Here is a 12,651-nt window from a genome sequence, read left to right as displayed (position 1 = left end):
ACTTCTTTACTAATCTTGTTCAGTAATGTGAACTCGAATTGTGCCTTCTACACCTTTAAACAACTTAACTGAAACATTAGTATAACCTAATGCTTTAATTGGTTCTGGTAAGTTTAATTTACGCTTATCGATCTTAATACCATATTGATCTTCTAAACCTTCTACAATCTTCTTACCTGAAATTGAACCAAACAATCTAGCATCAGTTCCAGCCTTAGATTTAAAGTTAACAACAGTTTCGTCTTTATCCAAAATTGCTTTAATTTTTTCAGCTTCAGCCTTTTCTGCTTCATAAGCTGCTTTTTCATTAGCAGCAACACGTTCTAAAGTGTTCATGTTCCCTTTAGTTGCAGGCTTTGCCAAACCACGCTTGATTAAGTAGTTTTGTGCATAACCATCTGGAACATTTTTAACATCTCCACGCTTACCGCGACCTCTAACATCTTGAGTAAAAATAACTTTCATAGTTTTCTCCTTTACTTATTTTCTTCAACGTATTCATCAATTGCAGCTAGTAACTTTTCACGAGCTTCAGCAACAGTTACTCCTTTAATTTGAGTTGCTGCATTAGACAAGTGACCGCCACCGCCCAATTTCTCCATAATAATTTGAACGTTGATTTTGCCCATTGATCTGGCAGAAATACCAATAGTATCCTTAGTTCGCCTTGTAACAGCAAAACTTGCGTCCACATTCTCTAAATCAAGTGCAGTATCGGCTGCTTGGGCAGTAACGATTGGATCAATAATTTTATCATCTGGTCCTGCCAAAACTGCCATCCCTGGCTTCACCATCTTAAGAGTTGCTACTAAATGAGTACGTTCTAAGAAACTATCAATATCTTCTTTCAACAATTCAGTTACAACTGAAGAATCTGCTCCAATTGATCTGAGATAACTGGCTGCATCAAAAGTTCTAGTTCCCGTTCTAAGTGAGAATTCTTTTGAATCAACCACTATTCCTGCAAGCATAGCAGTTGCTTCTAAATCCGTCAAGACACGTTTACCACCTGCGGGTTGTTGATATTCAATCATCTCTGTTACTAACTCACAAGCAGATGATGCATATGGCTCAACATATGTGAGCATTGGATTTTCAGGAAATTCTTCTCCCCGTCTATGGTGATCAATTACTATTATTCGATTCTTCAAGCGATCATACAATTCTTTTGAATATGTAATTGAATATTTTGAGTGGTCAACCATCACAAGCATTGAACGGTCAGTAACCTCCTCCAAGGCAACTTTAGGATCAACAAATAAATCGTTATCTTCTTTTTGTTGCTGCAGACGAGCTACCAAACGACTAACATCGTAATTAGTTTTATCAGTATCTAATACAAAATTAGCCTTAACACCGTGTAAACGAGCTAATTTTACTACACCTATTCCACTTCCAACAGAATCCATGTCCGGACGAGTATGTCCTACAACAAATACACGATCTGCATCTTTGAATAATTCACTAATTGCTTGAGAAACCATCCTCGCACGCACTCTAGTTCTTTTTTCCATCGGATTAGATTTTCCACCATAAAAACGGGCGTCTTTACCAGGCTCACGAAGAACTACTTGATCTCCTCCTCGACCTAAGGCCAAGTCTAAATTCGATTGCGCTTGATCAGCCACTTCAGTAATTGAATCACTACCAAAGGCAATCCCAATAGAAAGTGTCAGTGGAGTATTATTGCGACTAGTTTCTTGACGGACTTTATCTAATACAGAAAACTTATCTTTTTCCATATTGATCAAATCGTGCATATGAATCAAAAGCAAGAAATGATCTTCATCAATTCTCTTAAGATATGCATTAAACTTTTTAGCATATTCACTCAAAGTATTTTGTACATAAGAACTCATACTAGTAAGTTCTTGATCATGCATAGCTTCGCTTAACTCATCATAATTATCAATAAAGATTTGTCCAATCGCTAATTGTTCAGCTTTATACTTATCCTCAATCTTAGCATAACGAGTTATGTCTAATAAATAAATTACTCCTAAGTTATCTTGAACAACCATTTCAAATTGATGATCATCCCAATTTACCACATGATTTTCTGCAGTTTTTGCTTCTAAAGCTTCATTGAGTAATCTATTTAACTCTGGATCAATTGATTCTATTGTATGTCCAACTAAATCACTATCTTTTAAATAAAGCTGTAAGTATGGATTGACCCATTGAATTTGATGATCTTTATCATAAAGCAAAATCCCAAGTGGCATCTTAATCATTGCCTCTTGCTCACTACGCTTTATGCGATAAGAAAGATTCACTGCAAAATTATTAGCATTTCCAGCTAAAACATATGTCCCATAAATGGTAATAGCAACGGTTAATAAAAAAATCAATACTAGAGCCAAACCCAGTAACGGATTCATAATCATTGCAATAATGCTGCCTAATAATGACAATCCAAGTATAATCAATACGGAAGCTGTTAACCGTGAATCTTTAATAAAAGCAGGCAATTCAAGCTTACGTAAAAAATCTTTCATTTAATAAAAAGATCCTTTCTTAAATTAACGTAATTTTCCCTCTCATTAATTATTATACCTTATCCAATCAACATCAGAAACCTAGACAAAACAAAAAGAAGCGAACACCTAATAAAAAGTTGTTCGCTTCTTTTTTATTGAAAACTAAAATTAGTCTTCAGCAACAAATGGTAACAAGCCCATGATACGAGCTCTCTTAATAGCATTTGCTACTTTACGTTGGTTCTTTGCGCTAGTGCCAGTGACACGACGTGGTAAAATCTTACCTCTTTCTGAGATAAAACGTTTCAACAAGTCAACGTCTTTGTAATCAACGTATTCGATGTGGTTAGCTGCAATGTAGTCAACCTTACGACGACGACGGCCGCCTCTTCTTTGTTGAGCCATTTCACTTGGTCCTTTCTTTAAATTCTTTTAATTAAAATGGAAGATCATCATCTGAAATATCAATAGTGTCACCAGATCCTGCAAATGGATCTTGAGTAGCATTATTATTGGTATTTGCAGCTTGATTATTTCCATTGTTTTGGAAATTATTGCTTGGTGCAGTATTTCCACTATTGTTTGGTGTATAACTACCTTGTTGGTTGTTATAGCCACCGTTTTGATTACGGGCTTCACGGTCTCTGCGTGATTCAAGCAATGAGAAGTTATCAACGACCACTTCAGTTACATATACTCTCTTCCCGTCTTTATCATCATATGAACGAGTCTGGATGCGACCATCAATACCAACAAGTGAGCCTTTAGAAGTAAAGTTAGTGAAATTCTCAGCGGCTTTTCTCCAAATTACGCAACTAATAAAGTCTGCGCCTCTTTCACCTTGAGCATTAGTATATTGACGATCAACGGCAAGAGTAAACGTAGCTACAGAAATTCCGCTTCCAGTAGTACGTAATTCAGGATCACGTGTTAACCGACCAACAAGTACAACTCGATTGATCATATTGAGGTTCTTCCTTTCCAAAATTCAATAGATAATAAATTACTTGTCTAACTTAACAGTCATTGAACGTAAAATGGCGTTGTCAATCTTTGACAAACGTGCGAATTCATTAACTGCTTCAGCATCGTCTGCAGTGAAAGTCATGATGTGGTAAGTACCTTCACGATACTTATCGATTTCATATGCAAAACGGCGCTTGCCCCAGTCTTTGGATTCAACCATAGTACCGTTGTTATCTGCGATAACCTTATCGTAGTTTTCAACCAATGCCTTCTTTGATTCTTCATCGATGTCAGGCTTGATGATGTAAGTTACTTCGTACTTAGTAGTTGCCATAAACTATTGCACCTCCTCTTGGACTAAATGGTTCTCTTTAAAGTAAGAACAAGGAGTAATCAAAAATATTACTCGCAAGTTCTAATTCTAGCATAAAATAAAAAAATTACCAAACGGTTTTCACGTGATCTTGAAAGTTTTTGCCTTTCAAACATAAATACGCAAAATCATTTAGTAATTTTTATTTTTATTCTTCGTTATCGTCTGTAACTTCTTGATCTTCTTCAGTTGGTACAGTTGCTAAACTTGATACCTTACTATCGCCATCAACCTTGATTAAACGAACACCCATTGTGCTACGTCCAGTTTGAGAAACATCTTCAAGCTTAAAGCGAATCATAATCCCATCAGTGGTAATAACCATAATATCTTTACTGCCATCAACTACAGTTACACCAGCAAGTGGACCGTTCTTTTCTGTGATATTAGCGGTCTTGATCCCCTTACCACCACGGCCTTTGATTGGATATTCACTAGCAGCAGTACGTTTACCATAACCCTTTTCAGAAATAACAAGAACTTCATCAGTTGGTTTAATAACTTCAGAACCTACTACGTAATCATTATCACGTAAATTGATACCACGAACTCCAGCAGCAGTTCTACCCATTGGACGAACATCACCTTCATTGAAAGTTACTGCATAGCCTAGATGAGTTCCAATCATAATATTTTGTTTACCATCAGTAGTCAAAACATTATTCAATTCATCACCATCTTTAAGAGTTAAAGCAATCAAACCACTATTTCGAATATTTTCAAACTCACTGACACGTGTACGCTTAACAGTACCCATCTTAGTGATAAAGAAGAGATAGTTATCATCTGCTCCTTCTGGAATATTTACAACAGTTTGGATTTTTTCACCTTTATCTAGTTGAAGGAGATTAACAATTGGTAATCCCTTAGCAGTTCTACCATATTCAGGAATTTCATAGGCCTTCTTAGAGTAGACTTTACCCTTGTTAGTAAAGAATAAAAGCATATCATGAGTGCTTGAATAAATTAAATTCTCAGTAAAGTCATCATCTTGAACACCCATTCCTTTAACGCCCTTACCACCACGATTCTGAGTCTTAAATTCAGTAATAGGCATTCTCTTAATGTAGCCTCGATGAGTTAGAGTCAAAAGAACGTTTTGTCTTTCAATCAAATCTTCATCTTCAATTGATACAACTTCACTAGCACCAATTTCAGTACGACGATCATCGCCATAGCGCTTTTGAATATCAAGAAGTTCATCATAAATCAATTTATCAATTCTTTCAGGCTTTGCCAAAATATCTCTGAAGTCTGCAATTTTTTCTTGCAAATCTTGATATTCAGCTTCAACTTTATCACGTTCAAGTCCAGTAAGGCGAACCAAGCGCATATCTAAAATTGCTTGAGATTGCTTATCATCTAAACCAAAACGACTAATAAGAGCAGCTTTAGCTAAGTCACTTGATTGACTGCTACGAATTATCTTTACAATTTCGTCAATGTGATCCAGTGCAATTCTTAAACCTTCTAAAATGTGAGCACGAGCTTCAGCTTTAGCAAGTTCAAATTTAGTACGGCGAGTTACAACATCTTCTTGGTGATCGAGATAGTATTGAAGCATTTGCTTCAAAGTTAAAAAGTGTGGAGCACCATCAACAATAGCAACCATGTTCATCCCAAAGTTAGCCTGCATTTGTGTTTCTTTAAATAAATTATTTAAAACCACACTTGCACTTGCATCCCTACGAATATCAATTGTGATTCGCATACCAGATTGGTCAGATTCGTCTCTTACACCAGTAATTCCATCTATAGTTTTTTCTCTAGCTAAATCTGCAATTTTCTTAACAAGCTCAGCCTTATTTACCATGTATGGCAATTCTGTAACAATGATACGTTCACGACCAGTTTTTTCGGTTTCAATGCTGGTTTTAGCACGTACAACAATATTTCCTTTACCATTTTCATAGGCACGATAAATTCCACCGCGTCCCATAATAATTCCACCAGTTGGAAAATCAGGACCTGGTATTACTTTCATTAAATCCTTAGTAGTTACATCAGGATCGTTCATTAACATATGTAACCCTTTGATGACCTCAGTCAAATTATGAGGCGGAATATTAGTTGTCATACCAACAGCAATACCGTTAGCACCATTAACTAATAAATTAGGAATTCTAGCCGGAAGAACTACGGGTTCATTTTCGGTATCATCATAATTACGTTGCCAATCAATCGTATTTTTATTAATATCACGAAGCATTTCAAGAGCAATTTTACTCATTCGAGCTTCGGTATAACGCATTGCAGCTGGCTCATCACCATCAACAGACCCAAAGTTTCCGTGACCATCCACAAGCATATATCGATATGAAAAATCTTGAGCCATATGAGCCATTGCCAAGTAAATAGATGAATCACCATGAGGGTGAAACTTACCCATAACTTCTCCGACTATTCTGGCAGATTTTTTATATGGCTTATCAGGTGTAACACCTAATTCACTCATTCCATATAAAATACGTCTTTGTACTGGCTTTAATCCATCACGAACATCCGGAAGTGCACGCGCTACAATAACTGACATTGCATAGTCTAAGAAGGAGCTACGCATAGTGCTTGTCAAGTCAACATTTCTTATTCTGCGATCTTGAGTTTGATTATCGTTATCCAAATTTAACTCCTCCTAAGCATCCAAGTTTTCAACATATTTAGCGTTCTTTTGGATAAAGTCACGTCTTGGAGCTACTTCATTTCCCATCAAAAGTTCAAAAATTTCATCAGCATCTTTTGCATACTCTGGACTTACACGATCAAGACGACGATTTTCTGGATTCATAGTAGTCTCCCAGAGCTGTTCTGGATCCATTTCCCCAAGTCCCTTATAACGCTGAACAATTGGCTTAGGACTTGGTTGAAGGCTTCCAAGATAATCATGTAATTCTTCGTCGGTGTCAAGATATTTAATTACTTTTCCTTGACGAACTTGATATAGAGGTGGACGAGCAATATATACATATCCTTTTTCAATCATTGGACGCATATAGTTATAAAATAGCGTCAAAAGAAGTGTACGAATATGCGCACCATCCACATCGGCATCAGTCATAATAATCAATTTATGATAGCGTGCTTTTGAAACATCAAAATCTGCACCAAAGCCAGTGCCTAAAGCTGTGAATAAAGATCTAATTTCTTGATTTGCTAAGATACGATCCATTGAAGCTTTTTCCACATTGAGGATTTTTCCTCGAATTGGCAAAATTGCCTGCGTAAGACGGGAACGACCTTGTTTAGCACTTCCTCCAGCGGAATTACCTTCGACAATAAATAATTCTGAAATACTTGGGTCATTACTAGTATTATCAGCAAGCTTACCCGGTAAATTGGCAATTTCCAAACCAGACTTTTTACGTGTTACTTCACGAGCACGCTTAGCAGCATTACGAGCACGTTCAGCTAATTGTGCTTTTTCCACAATTTTGCGTCCTACACTTGGATTTTCCATTAAAAATCTTGTAAATGCTTCTGAAAAAGCTTTATCCACAGCTTTTCTTGCATCAGAATTACCAAGTTTTGTCTTAGTCTGACCTTCAAATTGTGGATTAGGGTGCTTAACTGAAACTACCGCAGTAATTCCTTCACGAATATCTTCACCAGAAAGATTGTCATCCTTATCTTTTAAGATTTTAGATTTATGTGCATAATCGTTAACTACACGTGTAAGTGCAGTCTTAAAACCGGCTTCATGCATCCCACCTTCATAAGTATGGATGTTATTAGCAAAAGTCATTAATGTTGTTTTATAGCCGTTAGTGTATTGAAGAGCAACTTCAACATTAATTCCTTCATAGTCACCTTCAACATAAATTGGTTCATCAAATAAGGTTTCACTATCATGATTTAAGAATGCAACATACTCTTTGATTCCACCTTCAAAATGATAAACATCAGTTTCTGCTGTATCTTTACGTTTATCAGTAAAGGTTAGTTTTAATCCCTTATTCAAAAACGCTAACTCACGAATACGATTTTTTAAAATTTTATCATCAAAGGTTGTAGTTTCCGTAAAAATATCTGGATCAGGATAGAAATGAACAATTGTACCATGTTCTGAAAGAGGTACAGTTCCAATCTGCTTCATTTCATCCTTAACGCGACCATGATCAAAATCAATAAAGTATTTCTTACCATCACGCATAACGGTGACATCAAGTTTAGTTGAAAGGGCATTAACAACTGAAGCACCTACACCGTGAAGACCACCAGATACTTTGTATCCTCCACCGCCAAATTTTCCTCCGGCGTGAAGAACTGTAAATACAGTTTCTAAGGCTGGGCGACCAGTCTTTTCTTGAATATCCACAGGAATTCCACGACCATCATCTTGGACAGTAACACTACCGTCTTCATTTACAGTGATTTCAATCTTAGTAGCAAACCCTGCTAACCGCTCATCAATACTATTATCAATAACTTCCCACACTAAGTGGTGCAAGCCTTGAGAACTAGTTGAGCCAATATACATCCCCGGACGCTTACGAACCGCTTCAAGTCCACCTAAAACTTGAATTTGGCTAGCATTATACTTTTCAGCTTCCTTTTCATATTTTTTGACTTTTTCAAGATTTTCTTTCTTGTTATCAGCCATTTAATTCTCCTTTTCCAAACTAACTTTACCATCTTGAACATGATAAACTCTTGGCTTTTTAATTATTTCCCAGGAAATACCTTCCAAATCTGTAGTTGTAATAAAAGTCTGTGTTTTACCATGAATATAATTCAAAAGTGCACTCTGGCGACCATGATCCAGTTCACTCATTACGTCATCTAAAAGTAATAATGGGTACTCATTAGTTAAATCATGTACTAACTGTATCTCAGCTAACTTTATACTTAGTGCAATACTGCGTTGCTGCCCTTGAGAGGCATACAAGTGAGCATTTTTACCATCTAACTTAAAAACAATATCATCGCGATGTGGACCTGATAAAGTAGTACCACGTTTTAATTCAGCAGTTTTCATTTTTTTGAAGTTACTCAAGACCTTGTGATAAATCTCCTCAGTAGAATCCTGCGATGTTACTTCACTTACAGAAGGCTTATATTCTATTGTTAATTTTTCACTAGCTAAACTGAGATGTTCATAGGCATCTTGCGCATATCGGCTTAAATCATTTAAGAACTTATATCTTCGAATAATAATCTCCGCTGCAATTCCTGCTAATTGGTCGGATAATACATCCAAAAACAAGGTATCCTGTACTTTTCCTTTAGCTAACTGTTTGAGGTAATTATTTTTTTGGTTTAGCACTTGACGATATTTACTTGCAAAATACAGATATTCGGCATTTATTTGTCCAAACTCTTGATCCATAAACCGTCTTCTAAGTGCTGGTGCACCCTTTATTAGTTCCAAATCTTCCGGGGAAAATAATATAGCATTTAATTGACCGACATATTTTGACAGTTTAGGTTGCTCAAGTCGATTTATCCACACCTTTTTCCCCTTGTTGGTAATTAAAACTCGTAAATCAATCTCAACTTGACTTTTATGAATCTTTCCGGATAAATTCGCATATTCTTTAGCAAAATTAATCAGTTCACTATCACTACTAGTGCGGTGCGAACGAGTTAATGCTAAAAAATAAATTGCCTCAAGTAGGTTAGTCTTACCTTGGGCATTTTTTCCAATAAAAATATTTACATTCGAATCAAAATTCACTTCAAGCTTGTGCAAATTTCTAAAGTCTTGCACACTGAACTGACTCAGATACATTAGCTTTACCGAAATACGTATTTTTCTCCAGCAACTTCTAATTGATCACCTGGGTGAAGTTTTTTTCCTCGACGATTTTCACTTTCGCCATTAAGCTTCACAGGGTTATCTTGAAGATACCATTTGGCTTGGCCACCGGAAGAAATAATACTTTCTTCTTTCAAAAACTGACTTAGGGTTATATATTCCCCTCTAACTTTGAACTCCTTGATAATACTCACCTTCAATACACTTTGATACTAATATAATTATATTCGTTAATAACATAAATTACAAACGTAAAACGCATTTATAGGGGCTATGAGCGTTTTTTATTTAATATAACCTAGTCATAGTCTTTATATGCAAAAATAAAATTTCCCCACTTTTACACCCTTATAGAAAAAATACGTATAAAAAAAGCCATCAAATTGATGACTTTAACTTAATTAATATTTTTCCTTAAAATGTTCTAACTGGTGTAATCAATTGAACAAAGTTCACATCATCTCTATCAGGCGTTACAGTGAAAGGACGAAGTGGTTGAGTAAATTTCATCACAATAGCATCAGTGATTGATGCACGAAGAGCATCGCGTAAGTAATCTGGATTAAATGAAATTTCTAAGTTTTCCCCTTCTAAATTCTTGAAGCTAACATCTTCTTCAACATTCCCTATTTCTGCTGATTCTCCAGATAGTTTTACAATTTGGTTTTGAACATCTAAGTTAAGTTTAACCACATTATTTCTACCAGCATGAGTAACCAAACTAGCACGATCAAGTGCACTTGATAATTCTGATAGTTCAAACTCAACGCTAGTTGAACTATCTTTGGGTAAAAGTCGGTCTGTATCAGGATAACTTCCTTCTAAAAGACGTGAATAGAATAAAATATTGCCAATTTCAAATAAAACTTGGTTATCCCCAGGACAGATACGCACTTGTGGATCAGTTTCCCCAATAATACGAGCTAATTCTAATAAACTTTTTCCAGGAATAATCAAATCAGTTTCTTTTTGCGGACCATTTTCTAAACTAATTGTTCTTTCAGACAAACGGTGAGAGTCTGTAGCAACCGCCTTAATCATATTAGGATTAAAAGTAAAATGAACTCCTGTTAAAACTAAACGGCTTTCTTGAGTAGCTACAGCAAACTGTGTTTCGTTGATAATTTCTCTAAAAGTTTTACCAGAAATTGTAAACGAAGAGTCATCTGAAATTTCAGGTAAACGTGGATAATTATTTGCATCTAAACCGTTAATTGTGAATTCACTATTTTCTGAGACGATTTTAGTTTGAAAACTTTCTTTAACTTCAAAAGAAAAGTCCTTTCCTGGAAGCTTTTTAATGATTTCGCTAAAAAAGCGCGCAGGTAACACAATTGATCCAGTAGAAATCACTTGTAAATCATCACTAACTGGAATTTTGATTTTGATTGAAATATCAGTATCACTTCCTGTCAAAATCAAACTATCATCAGTTAAAACTAGCTTAATACCACTAAGAATTGGAATAGTGGCTCTGGATGAGATAGCTCTCATTGCGTTGTTCAAATTTTCAATAAACAAGTTACGATTAATTGTAAATTGCATTTTAACCTCCTGAAGAATTAGGTTTTTCTTTTTCTTTATTTATTATTAATTAACTTAGTAGTAGTAGGGCCTGTGAATTCTGTTGATAACTCATCTAAACCCTTGTAAGAACGCAATTGTTGCGGTTGAAAACTTTGTGTAAAACTTGGGTACTTTTCCACATGTCAAAATTAATGGTCAAGAATTTGTTTTAAATCAAAAACAGCATTTTTTATTTCAGCATCAGTTTTTATTTGCTGTTTTATTTTTTCACAGGCGTGCATAACTGTTGTATGATCTTTTCCTCCAAATGCTTGACCAATCTTAGGTAAGCTGGAGTCAGTTAATTCACGAGCCAAATACATTGCAATTTGTCTTGGAATCACTATTTGGCGAACTCGTTTTTTTCCTTTTAATTCTGCAGTTGAAGTTTGGAAATAATTAGCGACCACTTCTTGAATCTTGGGAATTTGCAATCCACGAGTTTTTTGCACAAGCTTTAAATCTGTCAACGCTTCTTGAGCTAAAGGAACATTAATATCCTCTTTTTCTATTGTTGCATGAGCTTGAACCTTTACTAATGCGCCTTCTAATTCACGAATATTAGTATCGATTTGTGAAGCGATATAGTCAAGAGTACTTTCATTGACACTTAAACCTTCTGACTCGGCTTTTTTTCTTAGAATGGCAATTCGTGTTTCTAAGTCTGGTGGTGTTATTTCTACTTGAAGTCCCCAAGTAAAGCGTGAAACTAATCGTTCAGATAAATCAGGAATCTCTGTGGGCAAACGATCACTTGTCATAACAATTTGTTTTTGATCATTATATAGAGTTTCAAAAGTATGGAAAAACTCTTCTTGGATTCCTTCCTTTTTTGCAAAGAATTGAATATCATCTACTAACAATAAATCACAGGTTCGATATTTTTCTCTAAATTGATCCTGTGTTTTATTTTTAATAGAGTTAATAAAGTCATTAACGAATGTTTCACTCTGAATGTAAACAATTTTAGCATTCGGCTTTTCTGCAAGCATTTGATGCCCAATAGCTTGCATTAGGTGGGTTTTACCAAGGCCAACTCCACCAAAAATAAATAATGGATTATAGAAACTACCAGGATTATCTGCAACAGCTAAAGCTGCTCCAGCAGCTAGTTTATTACCTTCACCTTGGACAAAATTTTCAAAAGTATATTTATCGTTTAATTTGAAATTTTGGGAAAATTCGTCGATTTCAGAAGGTGATATTCTGTTTTGATGTGTTGGTGTCGAGTCAGGTGTAACTAGTCGTTCTGGACTTGTATTTCCTTCAATTTCAAAAGTAGGTAAAATCTCAATTCCTGAGTATCCATAAGCAGATTGTATTAGTTGAGAAGATAAGTTTTTTTCCCAATAACCTTTAGCTACTGGATTTTGAACTGAGATTTTAAGTTCATGGCTACTTTTATCATAAGAGATAGGCTTGGTATTTTTGAACCAAGCGTTATAGGCAACTTCATTAAAACGGACACGCATTTCGTTATTAAAATGTTGCCAAAAATCATCTTTGTCGAACAA

Annotated in this window: 11 protein-coding genes; all 11 read right to left on the bottom strand. The window is 35.5% G+C overall.

Going from position 1 to position 12,651, the window contains the following annotated elements:
* Positions 1–9: 9 nt before the first annotated feature.
* On the bottom strand, positions 10–465 hold the full coding sequence (rplI, locus tag FOD82_RS00055) for a 50S ribosomal protein L9 (RefSeq protein ID WP_144354487.1): 456 nt from the start codon (positions 463–465) through the stop codon (positions 10–12).
* Between the two features lie 11 nt (positions 466–476).
* Positions 477–2,498 (bottom strand): DHH family phosphoesterase, encoded by a 2,022-nt coding sequence (locus FOD82_RS00050; protein WP_144354486.1) that lies wholly within the window; start codon positions 2,496–2,498, stop codon positions 477–479.
* Positions 2,499–2,648: 150 nt separating this feature from the next.
* Complete coding sequence (gene rpsR / locus FOD82_RS00045) at positions 2,649–2,885, bottom strand: 30S ribosomal protein S18 (protein ID WP_004039880.1); 237 nt, start codon at positions 2,883–2,885, stop codon at positions 2,649–2,651.
* 31 nt (positions 2,886–2,916) lie between these two features.
* Complete coding sequence (gene ssb, locus FOD82_RS00040; protein WP_144354485.1) at positions 2,917–3,444, bottom strand: single-stranded DNA-binding protein; 528 nt, start codon at positions 3,442–3,444, stop codon at positions 2,917–2,919.
* Positions 3,445–3,483: 39 nt separating this feature from the next.
* On the bottom strand, positions 3,484–3,780 hold the full coding sequence (gene rpsF / locus FOD82_RS00035; protein WP_144354484.1) for a 30S ribosomal protein S6: 297 nt from the start codon (positions 3,778–3,780) through the stop codon (positions 3,484–3,486).
* A 187-nt stretch (positions 3,781–3,967) separates the two neighbouring features.
* On the bottom strand, positions 3,968–6,439 hold the full coding sequence (gene gyrA, locus FOD82_RS00030; RefSeq protein WP_144354483.1) for a DNA gyrase subunit A: 2,472 nt from the start codon (positions 6,437–6,439) through the stop codon (positions 3,968–3,970).
* 12 nt (positions 6,440–6,451) lie between these two features.
* Positions 6,452–8,416 (bottom strand): DNA topoisomerase (ATP-hydrolyzing) subunit B, encoded by a 1,965-nt coding sequence (gene gyrB, locus FOD82_RS00025; RefSeq protein ID WP_144354482.1) that lies wholly within the window; start codon positions 8,414–8,416, stop codon positions 6,452–6,454.
* Positions 8,417–9,544, bottom strand: coding sequence for a DNA replication/repair protein RecF (gene recF, locus FOD82_RS00020; protein WP_144354481.1), 1,128 nt, complete (start codon positions 9,542–9,544; stop codon positions 8,417–8,419).
* Between the two features lie 5 nt (positions 9,545–9,549).
* Positions 9,550–9,765: a S4 domain-containing protein YaaA gene (gene yaaA / locus FOD82_RS00015; protein WP_186277694.1), complete on the bottom strand. Its 216-nt coding sequence runs from the start codon at positions 9,763–9,765 to the stop codon at positions 9,550–9,552.
* Positions 9,766–9,985: 220 nt separating this feature from the next.
* The gene (gene dnaN, locus FOD82_RS00010) at positions 9,986–11,116 is read right to left on the bottom strand and encodes a DNA polymerase III subunit beta (protein WP_144354479.1); all 1,131 of its coding nucleotides are present in this window, start codon (positions 11,114–11,116) and stop codon (positions 9,986–9,988) included.
* A gap of 170 nt (positions 11,117–11,286) precedes the next feature.
* A partial coding sequence (gene dnaA / locus FOD82_RS00005) for a chromosomal replication initiator protein DnaA (RefSeq protein WP_242450184.1) occupies positions 11,287–12,651 on the bottom strand: 1,365 nt, incomplete at its 5' end.

Source organism: Lactobacillus sp. LL6 (genome assembly GCF_007570935.1).
Lineage (GTDB): Bacteria > Bacillota > Bacilli > Lactobacillales > Lactobacillaceae > Lactobacillus.
This window is presented reverse-complemented; position numbering and strand designations above follow the sequence as displayed.

Coding starts and splice junctions, on each gene's coding strand:
- FOD82_RS00050 (WP_144354486.1), bottom strand. CDS start 2,498: ATGAAAGATTTTTTACGTAAGCTTGAATTGCCTGCTTTTATTAAAGAT.
- dnaN (WP_144354479.1), bottom strand. CDS start 11,116: ATGCAATTTACAATTAATCGTAACTTGTTTATTGAAAATTTGAACAAC.
- rpsR (WP_004039880.1), bottom strand. CDS start 2,885: ATGGCTCAACAAAGAAGAGGCGGCCGTCGTCGTCGTAAGGTTGACTAC.
- gyrB (WP_144354482.1), bottom strand. CDS start 8,416: ATGGCTGATAACAAGAAAGAAAATCTTGAAAAAGTCAAAAAATATGAA.
- ssb (WP_144354485.1), bottom strand. CDS start 3,444: ATGATCAATCGAGTTGTACTTGTTGGTCGGTTAACACGTGATCCTGAA.
- rpsF (WP_144354484.1), bottom strand. CDS start 3,780: ATGGCAACTACTAAGTACGAAGTAACTTACATCATCAAGCCTGACATC.
- rplI (WP_144354487.1), bottom strand. CDS start 465: ATGAAAGTTATTTTTACTCAAGATGTTAGAGGTCGCGGTAAGCGTGGA.
- recF (WP_144354481.1), bottom strand. CDS start 9,544: ATGTATCTGAGTCAGTTCAGTGTGCAAGACTTTAGAAATTTGCACAAG.